Origin of the sequence: Streptomyces sp. DH12 (assembly GCF_020873895.1) — a bacterium.
Taxonomy (GTDB): Bacteria; Actinomycetota; Actinomycetes; order Streptomycetales; family Streptomycetaceae; genus Streptomyces.
Genome location: NZ_JAHWGT010000002.1, coordinates 302,942 through 317,613, shown reverse-complemented (window position 1 = coordinate 317,613; position 14,672 = coordinate 302,942). Strand labels below are relative to the sequence as shown.

The window sequence follows — 14,672 nt, the reverse complement described above, 5'->3', positions numbered from 1 at the left end:
TGGCGGTCAACAGCGCGCCCGCTGGGCGCCTCTGAGGGATGCGCCGTTCCCGTTTCTGAACCAACCGGTGCGCGGAACCTTGTCACTCCAGTGGGCGGACCCTATTCTCGCGGCCAGAAAGCGCTTTCCCGAACCATCCGCCGTCGCCCGGCCGAGCCGACGGTGGCGACCGGTGCCGCCATCACGGCGCCGACAGGTGAAGACGAAAGGGAAGCCACCATGAGACGAAGGGTCGGACTACGACTCTGTACGGCGCTGGCCACCGTGGCCATCGCGGGCGCCGCGGGCGCGGTTCTGCCGATGCCGAAGGCGTCGGCGGCGGCCGCCGGCGCGACCGGCTACGCGAGCCAGAACGGCGGGACCACCGGCGGGGCGGGCGGGCAGACGGTGCGGGCGACCACGGGAACCGCGATCCACGCGGCACTGTGCGGCCGGGCCAGCAGCAGCACCCCCATCGTCATCCAGGTGGAGGGGAGGATCAACCACGCCAACACCAGCAAGGTGTCGGGCGGCAGCTGCAGCACCGCCGACGGAGTCATCGAGCTCAAGCAGATCAGCAACGTCACCATTCTCGGGGTCGGAAGCGGAGCCGTCTTCGACCAACTGGGCATCCACATCCGCGACTCCCGCAACATCATCATCCAGAACGTGACCGTGCGGAACGTCAAGAAGTCGGGCTCCCCCACATCCAACGGCGGTGACGCCATCGGCATGGAGAGCAACGTACGCAACGTCTGGGTCGACCACGTCACCCTGGAGGCTTCGGGCGGCGAGGCGGAGGGGTACGACGGCCTCTTCGACATGAAGGACAACACCCAGTACGTCACGCTGTCCTACAGCACCCTGCGCAACTCCGGCCGTGGCGGACTCATCGGCTCCAGCGAGACCGACACCTCCAACGGTTACGTCACCTTCCACCACAACCTGTACGAGAACATCGACTCCCGTGCTCCGCTGCTGCGCGGGGGCATCGCCCACATCTACAACAACCACTACAAGAGCCTCAACGACTCGGGCATCAACTCCCGGGCCGGGGCCCGCGCCAAGGTGGACGGCAACTACTTCGAGGACTCCAAGGACGTCCTCGGCACCTTCTACACCGACGCGGCGGGATACTGGCAGGTCAGCGGCAACGTCTTCGACAACGTGACCTGGTCGCCCCGCGGCGGCGAGTACAACCCCGCCGGACCCGACCCGCGGTCCAACACCACCGTCAGCATCCCGTACGCCTACGGCCTGGACGCCGCGGGCTGCGTACCGGACGTCGTGAGCCGTACGGCAGGCGCCGACAAGGGCCTGCGGGTGTCGGACGGCAACTGCTCACCCCAGACGCCGACCCCGACCCCCACGCCGACCCCTACACCGACCCCGACGCCCACACCCACGCCGACGCCCACGCCCCCCAGCGGCACCAATCTCAGCATCGGGGCCGGCTCCGACGGTTCCAGCAAGGCTGACGGCACCAGCTACGGCAACGTACGGGACGGCGACCTGAGCACCTACTGGTCGCCGACCGGCTCGACCGGTTCCGTCTCGATCAAGTGGAGCTCCCCCACCGCGGTCTCCCGTGTGCACATACGGGAGGCGGCCGGATCCGCCGGCAGCATCGGCTCCTGGAGGCTCGTCAACGCCGACACCGGCGCCGTCCTGACCTCCGGCAGCGGAGCGGGCGTCATCTCCTTCGCGCGGACGTCGCTGCAGAAGATCACCTTCGAGATCACCGGGTCCACCGGTACGCCGAAGGTCGCCGAGTACGAGACCTACGCCGGGTAACGGCCCCTGTCACCCGCCGATCCGGGTCCGTCGTCGCCGGACCCGGACACCGGCGGTCCCGCCTGCGGATCCGGACGCCGGCCCGTGCGCGCCGCGTGGAGGGGCACGCGGTCGCCCGCCGGGGACGCGTGAGTCAGGCGGGGTGACCAGAGGCCGACCCGGCGGGCCGTCACGCCGATGTCGGTCCTCGGTGGGCTGCGGCACGATGGCCGCGGACTTCACCGTCCTGCCACCACGCCACCCCAGTCGGATCCCGGATTCCGGATTCCGGATTCCGGGCGTCGGGCGTCGGGCGTCGGGCGTCGGGAACCGCGAACGGCCTCAGGCCAAGCCGGCCTTCCAGGCGCTGCAGAACTTCGCCGCACCATCGGCGCCGTCGCGCAGGCAGACCCTGATCTCGTACTTGGTGTCCTCCGCGATCTCGAAGTCCTTGCTCACCCACCCGGCGCTGGAACCGGTGGAGGCGCCGTTGGCGTCGTCGAGGCGGTGGGTGGTCCCGTTGAAACGCAGGTACCCCGAGGCACGGTAGCCGTCCGCGTCGTCGTCCTGGACGTAGAACCGCTCGCCGTCATGGCGCAGCCACGCGTGGCCACCGGGGTTGTCGTCGGTGGTGTAGGCGTGCACGGTCGTCCCCGCCGCCGCACTCGTCGCCGTGCCGACCATCAGGGCGACCGCGGCGAGACCGACGCCGAGGGCCTTCGCCGAGCGCTTGTGGAACAGATTCACTTGAACGTTTCTCCCGTTGTCGAGACTGCAGGCAGGCCGTGCACCCGACGGCCATCCCGTGGCGCCCCCCGTGGCGCCACGGACATGCGCACCCGAGCCGAGGAGCACGTGAGAGGCGTGCCCGGCTGAGGAAGCGTCGGATGCGGACAGTCGTCGACGCTACAAGCCCGGCAGTCCGTCGAGCGGGACACCATGCGCCACAGAGGGGACCTCGGGCGCCACAGCGCGGGAAGCTATGCTCCGTCCCCGTGGTACCACCCGCGCACCAGGGCACGATGTCCTCCGCCCTCACCCGTCTGAGTGTCAAGGCGGCACGTCTGCTCGACACGCCCCCGGCCGGATACGCGCACCTGCTGGGCCTGGCCTCCGAGCACCTCAACGACGATCTGTGCCGGATTCCCGCGGCCACGGCCAACCGCATCGCGGAACTGACCACCGTCCGCACCCCGTGGCCGGAGCTGTCCTTGGTGCTGGCACAGCAGTCGAGGATCGGCACGCTCGGGGTCTGGGACTACCTGATCACCTCCGCGGCCACCCCGCTGGAAGGGATCCGAGACGCCTCCACCTACTTCGCCACCGTCGCCGACACCGGCACGGACACCCTCGAAGTCGCGGAGGACGGCGAGCACGTCACCGTCAGCCACGTCAACCAGGCCGATCTGACCCACGAGGCGGCCTGCGCCGTCAGCGCCTACGCACTCGGCCTGTACCAGCGGCGTCTCAGCGAGGCCGCACGACGCGGTCTCGTGCCCCTCCGCGTCACCCTGGCCGCCGGCGCTCCCCGCCGGCACGGCGCCCTGACCGAGCTGTACGGCACCCGCGCCGTCGACTTCGAGGCACCGACCAGCTCGATCACCTTCCTCGCCACCGACCTGAAGGCCCCGACACCCCACGCCCAACCCGGCCTGTCGGGCGTGCTGCGAAGGCACGCCGAACAGAGCCTGGCCACCGCGGTTCCCCTGCACGACTGGCTGGACCTCTTCCGCGCCGCCCTCGCCTCCGTCCACCACGAGGGAACGCCCAAGCCGGCCACCGTCTCCCGGCGCATGGGCGTCAGCACCAGAACCCTCCAGCGCCGCCTCGACGCACACGGGACCACATGGAGGAACGAGGTCGAGGCCCTGCGCCGAGCCGACATCACACGGATGCTCCACGACACCGACCTCACCGTCGACGCGATAGCCGCCAGAACCGGCTACGCCGACGCCCGCGCCCTGCGCCGCGCCGTCCACCGCTGGTACGGCACCACACCCGCGACCCTGCGCCGCGCCGGCCGGTCTCCGGAGAGTGGCCGCTTCTCCCGGCCCGGTTCCATGGGCTGACAGCCTCAGCGCTGCGTCTTCTTCCACGGTCGGACGCCGAGCTTCCCGGTGGTGCCGAGGTCGAGGTTCGGGGTCACCGTCACGGGGTCGGCGCCCGCCTTCGCCCGGACCCGGACGTAGGGGACGTCCACCGGTGTGCCGGACTCGACGGTGTTGCGCCAGACCAGGCCGGCGGTCGCCGACTCGCCGGGGGCGAGCGTGACGGGGCGGGGCCGTTCGTCGGGGCCGGCTCCGGTGGTGATCTCGCCGCTGCCGTCGAGGATCGTGACGCCGTCGACGGGTTCGCGGTCCTCGCCCAGGAGTTCCAGCAGCGGGTAGCCCTCGACGGTGTAGGGGCGCGTGCCGCAGTTGTCGAGGTGCAGGCCCACGACGCGCAGCCCCATCGCCGCGTCGCCCTGGTCGACGCTGACGCGGATGCCGGAGGAGGGGCACGAGCCCGCCTCGGCCGGCGCCTCGGCCGCGGGCACCTTGGTCACCTTCGCCACCTTGACCTGGGTGATCCTCGGCGTGGTGGGGGGCAGCGCGCCGACCCGGACCGTGGCTGACGCGGTCTTCCCGGGTGCGACGTCGCGCACGGTCGCGGTCGGATTGGCCATGGCGCCGCCGTCGCCGCTCATGAAGGTGAAGACGATCGAGTAGGTGAGGGCCTCGGTGCCGTCGTTGGTCACCTCGAAGGTGGCGGAGACGCCCGAGTCGAGGCTTTCGGCGGAGACGGTGAAGTCGGCGCTCGGCGAGGGGGACGGGGAGGGAGGTGCGAGGGTCAGCGAGGTGACGCGTACGCCGTCCTTGCCCGGGTCGTCGACCCTCATCGACGACGGCGGCACGGCCGTACTCGCGCCGGGGCGCCCCGCGTCCGTGCGCTCCGTCCCGCAGGCGGTGAGCAGCAGGGCGGCGGTGGCGAGTGACACGACGGGGAGGGGCGCGGTCGGCGCGAGGACCCGGCGGAGGGGAGATGGTCTGCTCATCCGGTCATCCCATCAGGGCGTCGACCGGAGGTGGGTGACGGGGGCCACAGTTCACGTCACAGGGGCGTCACAGGCGGACGGCTGCGCCTTCGATGGCGCCACTGTGGCACTTCGCGGCGCCACTCTGCGGCGCGGCGAGCGCCCTGGCGTCTGTGGTGCCACCGATTTCGAGCGTGACGTCAGTGCGTTTACCCAGGTCAGCAGCGTACACACGTCGCACCCTTCGATCGGCTGGCCCACCCGCCTTGCACGTGGTGCCAATATGGTGCCATGATGGCGCTATGGACCTCACCCCGTATGTCGACACCCTCCGCCGGGAACTCGCGGTGGCCGCCGAAGCCGGCGGGGGCGAAGCGCGCGAGCTGGCGGAGCGGCTTACCGCCCCCCTGGAGTCGGCGGCCCGGCTGACGCTGCTCAACGTGCTCTCCGCCGCGATGGACGAGATCACCCGCGAGCTGGCGCCCGGCTCGGTCGACGTGCGGCTGCGCGGGCTCGACCCCGACTTCGTGGTGACGCCGCCGCCCACCGACGGCGGTGTCCCCGCGGAGCCGGCCCCGCCGCTCGAAGCCGACACGCCCACCCCCGCCGACGGCGAGGAGGGCGGTACCGCACGCGTCAACCTGCGGCTGCCCGCGCCCCTCAAGGCGCGCGCCGAGGAGGCCGCGACACGCGAGGGGCTGTCCCTCAACGCGTGGCTGGTGCGCGCCGTGTCGGCCGCGGTCGACGGGGGTGCCGGGCCGCGCACGGCGCAGCGGGCCCGGAGCCACGGACAGAGCTTCACGGGCTGGGTGCGCTGACCGCACCCAGCCCGCACCACTTCACTCACACGCGCCCCACCAGCGCGGATGTTCCGCAGACCCAGGAGGACGGGACAGTCATGCCTTCTTTCGACACCCCTGAAGCGATCAAGGCCACGGCGCACGTGGAGGCCGGTTCCCTCACGTTCACCGCGGGCGACCGGCTCGACACCGTCGTCGAGGTCCGGCCCCGCGACCCGAAGCGCGAGCCGGACGTGCGGGTGGCCGACCGGACGGAAGTCTCGTACGCGAACGGCGTACTGACCGTCAGGACGCCCAAGTCCAACCCCCTCGGCCGCACCGGCGTCGTCGACGTGGCGGTCGGACTGCCCACCGGCTCGCACGTCGACATGTCCGGCGCCTGGACCCAGATGCTGGGCGAGGGGCGGCTCGGCGAGGTCCACGTGAAGACCTCGTCCGGTGACGTCCGCCTCGACACGACCGGGCCGCTGCGGCTGACCGCGTCGCACGGGTCCATCGCCGTCGACCGGGTGGAGGGCGCGGCCGAGATCACCACGAGCTCCGGCAGCATGCGCGTCGGGTTCGTCGGCGGCCCCGCCGTCCTGAAGAACTCGCACGGCACCACCACCGTCGGCGCCGCGACCGGCGAACTGCGGGTGAGCGGCGCGAACGGCGACATCGAGATCGGCCGCGCCGAGGACTCCGTCACCGCCACCACCGCCCACGGCACCCTGCGCGTGGGGGAGGTGGCGCGCGGCACCGCCCGGTTGGAGACCTCCTACGGCGCCATCGAGGTCGGCGTCCGCGAGGGCAGCGCCGCCTGGCTCGACGTCAGCTCGACCTCCGGGCAGGTCCGCAACACGCTCGCCTCGTCCGGGGCCCCGCAGGAGGGCGAGGACACCGTCACGATCCGCGCCCGTACGCGGTACGGCAACATCGACGTCCGCCGCGCCAGGCCCTGACCCCGGCGGACCGGCTCCGCCGTACGACACCCCGGCGGACCGGCTCCGCCGTACGACACCCCGGCGGACCGGCTCCTCCGTACGACACCCCGGCCGCCCCGGCCGCCCCGGCCGCCCCGGCCGCCCGGTCACCGGTCACCGGTCACCGGTCACCGGTCACACCCGGACACCCGGGAACGCCTCCGCACCCGAGAACGCCCCGACCGCCGAGAACACCTCGACCTCCGAACGGGAGGGCCCATGCCTTCTTCTGTCATGCCCACCTCAACAACCGGCGCCGGTCGCCCGTCGCCGTCCGCCGCCCCCGCCGCGGTCCACGCCGTCGGCCTGCGCAAGGCGTACGGCGAAAGGACCGTCCTCGACGGCATCGACCTGCACGTGCCCGCCGGGTCCGTGTTCGCGCTGCTCGGGCCGAACGGCGCCGGCAAGACCACCGCCGTGAAGATCCTCTCCACGCTCGTCACCGCCGACGGCGGGCGGGCCGAGGTCGCCGGACACGACGTCGCCACCTCACCGGACGGGGTCCGTGCCGCCATCGGCGTCACCGGGCAGTTCTCCGCCGTCGACGGGCTGATCACCGGTGAGGAGAACATGCTCCTCATGGCGGACCTGCACCACCTGCCCAAGCGCGAGGGACGCCGGATCTCCGCCGAGCTGCTGGAGCGGTTCGACCTCGTCGACGCCGCCCGGAAGCCCGCCCAGAGCTACTCCGGTGGCATGAAGCGCCGGCTCGACATCGCCATGACCCTCGTCGGCGGCCCGCGGGTCATCTTCCTCGACGAGCCGACCACCGGCCTCGACCCGCGCAGCCGCCACAACATGTGGCAGATCATCCGCGAACTCGTCTCCGACGGCGTCACCGTCTTCCTCACCACGCAGTACCTGGAGGAGGCCGACCAGCTCGCCGACCGCATCGCGGTACTGAACGGCGGCAGGATCGCCGCCGAGGGCAGCGCCGAGGAGCTGAAGCGGCTCGTCCCGGGCCGGCACGTAAAGCTCCGCTTCTCCGACCCGTCCGCGTACCGGCACGCCGCCGGCGCGCTGCGCGGGGCGACCTCCGGGGCGGCCCTCGGCCCGGTCCCGGGCGCCGCCGCCGACGACGAGGCACTCGCGCTGCACATCCCCAGCGACGGCAGCCAGCGCGAACTGCGCTCCCTCCTCGACTGGCTGGACGCCACCGGCGTCGAGGCGGACGAGCTGACCGTGCACACCCCCGACCTCGACGACGTGTTCTTCGCCCTGACCGGCTCCACCGTCCCCCACCAGCCCCGCAAGGACCTGCGATGAGCTCCCTCACCCTCGCCGTGCGCGACTCCTCCACCATGCTGCGGCGCAACCTGCTGCACGCCCGCCGCTACCCGTCGCTGACGCTGAACCTGCTGCTCACGCCGGTCGTCATGCTGCTGCTCTTCGTCTACGTCTTCGGCGACGTGATGAGCGCCGGCATGGGCGGCGGGGTGGACCGCTCCCGGTACGTCGCGTACCTCGTGCCGGGCATCCTGCTGCTGACCATCGGCGGCACCACGATCGGCAGCGCGGTGTCCGTCGCCACCGACATGAACGAGGGCATCATCGCCCGCTTCCGCACGATGGCCGTCCACCGCGGGTCGGTGCTCGTCGGGCACGTCGTCGGCAGCGTGCTGCAGTGCGTCCTGAGCGTGCTCCTCGTCGGGGCCGTCGCGGTGGCCATCGGCTTCCGGGCCACGAACGCCACCGCGCTGGAGTGGGCGGCGGCGTTCGGGCTGCTCACGCTGTTCGCCCTGGCGCTCACCTGGATCGCGGTCGGGATGGGCCTGGCCAGCCCCAACGCCGAGGCGGCCGGCAACAACGCCATGCCGCTGATCTTCCTGCCGTTCATCTCCAGCGCCTTCGTCCCGGTCGACTCGATGCCCGGCTGGTTCCAGCCGATCGCCCAGTACCAGCCCTTCACCCCGGCCATCGAGACCCTGCGCGGGCTGCTGCTCGGCAGCGGGATCGGCCACAACGGCTGGCTGGCCGTCGCCTGGTCCCTGGGCCTGGCCGCGCTCGGCTACGCCTGGTCCAGGTCCCTCTTCGCCCGCGACCCGAAGTAGTGCGCGCGCCCACCGCCCGCCCCCTCCCCCGCCTCGGGGCAGTGGGGGCGGGCGGTGGCGTCGCGGGTCAGGCCGGGATCGGGAGGGCGCGGGGGGTGTGGAGGGTGAAGCCGTCGTAGTCGGCGGCGGCGATCTCTCGCAGGCGCCGGCGGTACTCCGCCAGGCCGCCGAAGTAGAACATCACCGACCGCTTCTTGCCGGGGATGTTCGTCCCGAAGATCCACGAGTCGACCCGGGAGAAGAGGGAGTAGGCGGCCGTCTCCTCGCAGGTGGCCGTCCAGCCCGCCTCGGCCGCCGCGGTCGCCTCGATGGCGGTGGCGTCGCCGCTCTCGACGAGCCCGATCAGCTCCGCGATCCACTCGACGTGGGTCTCGATGCCGGGCGGCAGGTTGCTGAAGGCGCTGTTGGGGCCGTACACCATGAACATGTTCGGGAAGCCGGAGACCGCGACCCCCAGGTAGCTGCTGGGGCCCTCCGCCCAGTGGTCGCGGATCGGCACGCCGCCGCGGCCGCGGATGTCGATGACCTGGTAGCCGCCGTCCATCGCCTCGAAGCCCGTCGCGAAGACGAGGACGTCCAGCTCGTGCTCGACGCCGTCCTCGGTGACCACGCCGTTCGCGGTGATCTCCCTGATCGGGTTCTCGCGGACGCTGACCAGGGTGACGTTCTCCCGGTTGAAGGTCTCGTAGTACCCCTCGTTGCAGATGGGCCGACGGGCGTAGAAGTCGGTCGGCGTCAGCTTCCGGGCGGTCTCCGGGTCCTTCACGATCTCCTGGATCTTCGACCGGATGAACGCGGCCGCCGCCTCGTTCGCGGCCGGGTCGACCGCGATGTCACCGAAGGTGCCGAACATGAAGCGGAACCCGTTGCCGACGCGCCAGCCCTCCTCGAACACGCGGCGGCGCTCCTCCTCCGAGACGCTCATGGCGGGCGTCTGGCTCTCCTCGAAGCCGCAGCCCACCCGGGACTGGCGGACCTGCTCCCAGATCCGGTCGTAGTCGGCCTTGACGCCGGCCACGTACTCCTCGGTCACCGGGCCGTTGCCGGAGGGGACGACGTACTGCGGGGTGCGCTGGAAGACCGTCAGGTGCCCGGCGGTCTTCGCCGCGGCGCAGACGAACTGGGTGCCGGTCGAGCCCGTGCCGACGACGCCGACCCGCTTGCCGTCGACGCTCAGGTCCTCCGGCCACGCCCCGGTGTGCACCATGGCGCCCCGGAAGGTGTCGCGGCCGGGTATGTCGGGGAGGTTCGTCTTCGACAGGGGGCCCAGCGCGGTGACCAGGTAGCGGGCGGTGTGGCTGGCGCCGTCCGTCGTGGTGACGGTCCACATGTCGCGGTCCTCGTCGTAGACGGCGGACGTGACGCCGGTCTCCAGCCGGATGTCCCGGGCGAGGTCGTGGCGCTCCACCACGGCCTCCAGGTAGGCGAGGATCTCCGCCTGGGGGATGTAGCGGGTCTTCCAGTCCCACTCCTGGAGCATCTCCTTGTCGAAGGAGTAGCGGTAGACGAACGCCTCGACGTCCGCCATCGCCCCCGGGTAGCGGTTCCAGTGCCAGGTGCCTCCGACGCCGCTGCCCTTCTCGAACGTGCGGACCCGCAGACCCAGTCCGTCACGCAGCTTGTGGGTCATGTAGATGCCCGCGAATCCGGCCCCCACGACGATCGCGTCGAAGTCCGTCCCGGTGGTGTCGGTCATGCGTCAGCCTCCATGTGTGTGTCAGGCCGGTGCGGGCGTGCGTCGCCCGTCGGCCGGTCGTTCGCGGGTCAGTTCGCGGGTCGGCTCGCCGGTGGGTCGCGGGTCGGTCGGTCGCCGGGCGGTCGGTCGCGGGGCGGGGGTGGTCACGGCTGGAGCCGTACGGCCCGCCAGCCCGCCGGGGTGGTGTCGTAGCGCAGCCGCCGGTGCAGCCGGTCGGCGGCGGCGCACCAGAACTCGACCGCGTCCGGCCGCAGCCGGTACCCGACGAACCGCTCGGGCCGCGGCAGCGGCACGCCGCCCTCGGCCAGCCGGTCGGCCTCCCGGCGCAGGCCGTCCACGTCGGTGAGCGGGTCGCTCTGCCGGGACGCCGTCGTCATCGCGTGCAGCGGCACGGCCCGCGCCGCCCACAGCCGGTCCGCCTCCTCGCCGTCCAGCACCGCCACCGGCCCGGAGACGGTCAACTGCCGGCCCGTCTCGCGCCAGTAGAAGAGCCCCGACGCCCACCCCGTCTCGGCGATCTCGCGGCCCTTGCGGCTGGTGCTGTGGCTGGTGAAGAGCAGGCCCTCGGTGGACACGTCCAGGACGGCGACGGTCCGGTTGGAGGGGCGGCCCCGGGCGTCCGCCGTGGCGAGCGCCAGGGCGAGCGGCTCGCGCACCCCCGCCTCGACGGCGCCGGACACCCAGGCCCGCACCAGCCCCATCGGTTCGCCGGGCGGCGCGTCGTACTCCGGGAACGGGTCGTCGACCGCTCCGGTCAGGCTCTCGAACTGGCTGCTCACTTCTCCCCCAGGGCGACGGCGGTCGGTCGGACGGTCGGTCGGGTGGCCGGTCAGACGTGGATCGTGCCGCGTGCGAAGGGCACGCCGGCCCCGGCGACGCGCACCGAGGTCACGCGGTCGCCCGCGCCCTCCGCGAAGGCGCGCATCAGCGCGTGCCGGCCCATCTCGACGCCCTGGTGGACGTCGATCCAGCGGCCGTACCCGGCGCGGCCGTGGCGGGCGAGGTGGACGGCGAGCGGGCCCGCCGCCGAACCGGTCGCGGCGTCCTCGGTGACGCCGTAGGCCGGGGAGAACATCCGGGTGCGCCAGGTCGTCCCCGAGCCGGCGAAGCAGTTGGTCGCCATGTCCGGGAACGCGGCCAGCGCCCGGTGGTCGGGGTCGACCCGCGACAGCGCCTCGACGCTCTCCAGCCCGACGAAGACGTGCCGCGGGCCGTTGGTGTAGATCTCGACGGGCAGCTCCGGTGCGGGCACGCCGAGGGCGGCCAGCAGCTCGTCGGTGCGGTCGAACTCCCGCCAGGTGGGGATCGGCTGCTCCATCCGCGCCGTCAGCGCTCCCCCGGCGGGCCGCTCCAACTCGAAGGCGATGACGCCCATGGCCGTCTCCAACCGCAGCCGGTCCCCCGGATGCGTCTCGCCGAGCGCGACGGCCGTGCCGAGGAGGGGGTGGCCGGCGAACGGCAGCTCGTTGACGGGGGTGAAGATGCGGATGTGGGCGTCGCCGCCCCGTTTCGGCGCGAGGACGAACGTCACCTCGGAGAGGTTCATCTCCTGGGCGATGCTCTGCATCCGCGCGGCGGGGAGGTCGTCGGCGTCGAAGAAGACGGCGACGGGGTTGCCCCGCAGGGGGGTGTCGGTGAACGCGTCGATCACCACGTAGCGGTGGGTCGCGCCGAGGGTGCCGGCGGCGGCAGCGGGCATCACGACATCGCCCTTTCGATGAGGGAGCCGAGGATGCGCGGCCCGTTCTGGGTGAGTACCGACTCGGCGTGGAACTGGAGGGAGGAGAAGCGCGGTCCGCGCAGCGCGTGGACCTCGCCGGTCTCCGGGTCGCGGCTGATCCGTACGGCGCCGACGCCGTCGACCTGCCGGACGTCCGTGTCGGCGCGGGCGGCGAAGGTGTTGTAGAACCCCACGCGTTCGGCCGTGCCGAACAGGTCGATCCGCTTCTGGAGGCCCTGGTTGGGCGTGTCGCGGCGGCGGATCGGGAAGCCCAGGCGGGTGGCGAGGACCTGGTGGCTGAGGCAGACCGCCAGGAACGGGCGCCGTGCCGCGAGCAGCGCGCCGGCCGCGGCGTCCAGGGCGGCGATCTTGGGGTGGTCGGCGGCGCGCGGGTCGCCCGGTCCGGGGCCGAGGACGACGAGGTCGTACCCGTCGAGCGGCGGGACATCGTCCCAGCGGCACACCGTCACCGCCGTTCCCAGGGTGCGCAGTTGGTGGTCGAGCATCGAGGTGAAGGTGTCCTCGGCGTCGACGACGAGCGTCTTGCGGCCGACGAGGCGGGCCGGACGGTGTACGGCGGTGAGGGTGGAAGCCGTCGCCGTGGCGGGTGCGGTACCGCCGGAGGCCGTGGCGGGTGCGGTGACGCCGGAGGCCGTGGCGGGCGCGGTGTCCTCCCCCGGGGCCGTGCCAGCGGCCGGCTCCGTGCCGAGCCAGAACGCGGCGATGGTCGCGTTGCGCCGCTCCAGCGCGCCCCGCACCTCCGGGTGGCCGTCGAGCGGGACCCGGCCGGCGCTGGACAGCGCCGAGAGGAGCCCGGACACCTTGGCGCGGGTCTCGGCGACCTCCGAGAGCGGGTCCGAGTGGCGTACCAGGGTGGCGCCGACACCGATGCGGGCCCGGCCCGCAGCGTCGATGTCGGCGGTGCGGATGAGGATCGCCGAGTCGAGCGTCCGCCGGCCCGCCGCGTCGCGGCCCACGAGGGCGAGGACCCCGCTGTAGTAGCCGCGTCCGCCCGGCTCGTGCCGCCCGATGACCCGGCAGGCGCTCTCCAGGGGGCTGCCCGTGACGGTCGGCGCGAACATCGTCTCGCGGAGCGCGTCGCGCACGTCGCCGTCGCAGGCGCCCTCGATGACGTACTCGGTGTGGGCGAGGCGCGCCATCTCCTTGAGCCGCGGCCCGACCACGCGGACCCCCGGCTCGCAGATGCGTGACATCATCTTGAGCTCCTCGTCGAGGACCATGTAGAGCTCGTCGGACTCCTTGCGGTCGGCGAGGAAGTCCAGCACCCCGGGCAGGGTCGGCCCGGACGGCGGGTAGCGGTAGGTGCCGCTGATGGGGTTCATCGTGGCCACGCCGCCGGACAGGGTGAGGTGGCGTTCCGGGGTGGCGCCGACGAAGGTCCGCGTGCCGGTGTGGACGACGAACGTCCAGTACGCGTTGGACTCCACCTCCAGGAGCCGCCGGAAGAACGCCAGGGCGCTGCGGGGTGTGTAGTCGTCGATGTCGGTGACGAAGGACCGCTTGATGACGAAGTTGGCGCCCTCGCCCTCGCCGATCTCCTCCTTGACGACCCGGCGGACGGTCTCGGCGTAGTCGTCGTCGGCCACGTCGAAGTGGCCGCCGGAGACCGTCACGGGCCCGTCCGGGATCCGGTCGAGGACCTCGGCGACCGGTGACGTCCGCTGGTCGCGGACCGTCATCGCGAGCAGCGGCGCGCCGTCGTCGACGCAGTCGAAGCCGCGCTCGCGGATCTGCCGGTACGGGACGAGGACGAGCACGTCGTGGCGCGGCCCGGCGTGTGCCCCCGTGCCGCCGGGGCCGGGGGCGCCTTCGGCGGTGTCGGGGCCGAGGTCGGTGTCGGGGAGCGGGATGCGGGCCAGGTCGGCGACGGGGGCCACGTCGCCGACGAGGACGTCCAGCGTCCCGGGGCCGTTCGCCTCCGGCCGGTGCAGCAGGGCGAAGGCGGGGGGCTTCTCGCCGAGGACGGCGTCGAGCAGTTCGGCGGTGGTCGGTCGCGGTGGCGGCGCGGCGTGCGGGCCGGTCACGCGAACACCTCCTTCGAGGACAGGACGACCGCGCACCGGCCGGCGGCGTAGTCGAGCGCCATGCGGTGGTGGGCGGCGTCGAAGTCGGCGACGGCGTCCCCGACGAGGAAGGCGCGGATGTCGCGGGTGAAGGCGTCGACGGCCGTCATGAGAACGCCGACGTGCGCGTACACACCGCACAGGACGAGCTGGTCGCGGCCCTCCGCGCGCATGCGCTCCAGCAGGCCGGAGCGGAAGAAGGCGCTGTAGCGGAGCTTGTCGAGCATCCAGTCGCCGGGCGCGGGCGCGAGCGCGTCGACGACCTGGCGGTCCTCGGGGGTGCCGCGCATGCCGGGCCCCCAGAAGTCCTTGAGCAGGCCGCGCACCTCGTCGCTCATGTCGCCGCGCTGGGCGGTGTAGGCGACGGGGACGCCGAGGGCGGCGGCGCGTTCGCGGACCTGGGCGGCGTTCGCCACGACCTCGGCGCGCAGGGTGGCCGGCAGGGGCGCGAGGAAGTAGCGCTGCATGTCGTGGACGAGGACGACGGCGCGGTCGGGGTCGAGGGTCCAACGGGCGGTGTTGGCCGGGAGGTCGCCCGCCGTGGGCAGGGGGTAGGGCTCGATGGCCGGGATACCGGGCATGGTCTTCTCTCCT

At 72.7% G+C, this 14,672-nt stretch carries 13 protein-coding genes; 6 read left to right on the top strand and 7 right to left on the bottom strand.

Annotated features, from left to right (window positions below):
* Positions 1-219 precede the first annotated feature (219 nt).
* Positions 220-1,773 (top strand): polysaccharide lyase family 1 protein, encoded by a 1,554-nt coding sequence (locus tag LPA54_RS03085; RefSeq protein WP_228973501.1) that lies wholly within the window; start codon positions 220-222, stop codon positions 1,771-1,773.
* Between the two features lie 321 nt (positions 1,774-2,094).
* Here LPA54_RS03085 and LPA54_RS03080 read toward each other — a convergent pair whose 3' ends face one another.
* Positions 2,095-2,499 carry a hypothetical protein gene (locus tag LPA54_RS03080; RefSeq protein ID WP_228973500.1) on the bottom strand — a complete coding sequence of 135 codons (405 nt, stop codon included), beginning with the start codon at positions 2,497-2,499 and terminating at the stop codon, positions 2,095-2,097.
* A 248-nt stretch (positions 2,500-2,747) separates the two neighbouring features.
* Here LPA54_RS03080 and LPA54_RS03075 point away from each other — a divergent pair, with 248 nt between their 5' ends.
* Positions 2,748-3,821, top strand: a complete 1,074-nt coding sequence (locus LPA54_RS03075) for an AraC family transcriptional regulator (RefSeq protein WP_228973499.1) — start codon at positions 2,748-2,750, stop codon at positions 3,819-3,821.
* A gap of 5 nt (positions 3,822-3,826) precedes the next feature.
* Here the strand turns inward: LPA54_RS03075 and LPA54_RS03070 are convergent, their stop codons facing one another.
* Positions 3,827-4,786, bottom strand: a complete 960-nt coding sequence (locus tag LPA54_RS03070) for a DUF4232 domain-containing protein (RefSeq protein ID WP_228973498.1) — start codon at positions 4,784-4,786, stop codon at positions 3,827-3,829.
* A 281-nt stretch (positions 4,787-5,067) separates the two neighbouring features.
* Here LPA54_RS03070 and LPA54_RS03065 point away from each other — a divergent pair, with 281 nt between their 5' ends.
* From LPA54_RS03065 to LPA54_RS03050, 4 genes are all read left to right on the top strand, one after another.
* Complete coding sequence (locus tag LPA54_RS03065) at positions 5,068-5,583, top strand: toxin-antitoxin system HicB family antitoxin (protein ID WP_228973497.1); 516 nt, start codon at positions 5,068-5,070, stop codon at positions 5,581-5,583.
* Positions 5,584-5,663: 80 nt separating this feature from the next.
* The gene (locus LPA54_RS03060) at positions 5,664-6,506 is read left to right on the top strand and encodes a DUF4097 family beta strand repeat-containing protein (RefSeq protein ID WP_228973496.1); all 843 of its coding nucleotides are present in this window, start codon (positions 5,664-5,666) and stop codon (positions 6,504-6,506) included.
* Positions 6,507-6,746: 240 nt separating this feature from the next.
* Positions 6,747-7,793, top strand: coding sequence for an ATP-binding cassette domain-containing protein (locus tag LPA54_RS03055; protein WP_228973495.1), 1,047 nt, complete (start codon positions 6,747-6,749; stop codon positions 7,791-7,793).
* On the top strand, positions 7,790-8,578 hold the full coding sequence (locus LPA54_RS03050; RefSeq protein ID WP_228973494.1) for an ABC transporter permease: 789 nt from the start codon (positions 7,790-7,792) through the stop codon (positions 8,576-8,578). Before LPA54_RS03055 ends, LPA54_RS03050 begins: the two co-directional genes overlap by 4 nt.
* Before the next feature lie 67 nt (positions 8,579-8,645).
* On the opposite strand, the gene LPA54_RS03045 is transcribed toward LPA54_RS03050, so the two are convergent.
* From LPA54_RS03045 to LPA54_RS03025, 5 genes are all read right to left on the bottom strand, one after another.
* Complete coding sequence (locus tag LPA54_RS03045; RefSeq protein ID WP_228973493.1) at positions 8,646-10,274, bottom strand: NAD(P)/FAD-dependent oxidoreductase; 1,629 nt, start codon at positions 10,272-10,274, stop codon at positions 8,646-8,648.
* Positions 10,275-10,417: 143 nt separating this feature from the next.
* Positions 10,418-11,053, bottom strand: coding sequence for a phenazine biosynthesis FMN-dependent oxidase PhzG (gene phzG, locus LPA54_RS03040; protein WP_228973492.1), 636 nt, complete (start codon positions 11,051-11,053; stop codon positions 10,418-10,420).
* 50 nt (positions 11,054-11,103) lie between these two features.
* Positions 11,104-11,973 carry a PhzF family phenazine biosynthesis protein gene (locus tag LPA54_RS03035; protein ID WP_228973491.1) on the bottom strand — a complete coding sequence of 290 codons (870 nt, stop codon included), beginning with the start codon at positions 11,971-11,973 and terminating at the stop codon, positions 11,104-11,106.
* Positions 11,973-14,039 carry an anthranilate synthase family protein gene (locus LPA54_RS03030; protein ID WP_308112791.1) on the bottom strand — a complete coding sequence of 689 codons (2,067 nt, stop codon included), beginning with the start codon at positions 14,037-14,039 and terminating at the stop codon, positions 11,973-11,975. The genes LPA54_RS03035 and LPA54_RS03030 overlap by 1 nt, the downstream gene beginning before the upstream one ends.
* On the bottom strand, positions 14,036-14,659 hold the full coding sequence (locus tag LPA54_RS03025) for an isochorismatase family protein (protein WP_228973490.1): 624 nt from the start codon (positions 14,657-14,659) through the stop codon (positions 14,036-14,038). The genes LPA54_RS03030 and LPA54_RS03025 overlap by 4 nt, the downstream gene beginning before the upstream one ends.
* Between the last annotated feature and the right edge of the window lie 13 nt (positions 14,660-14,672).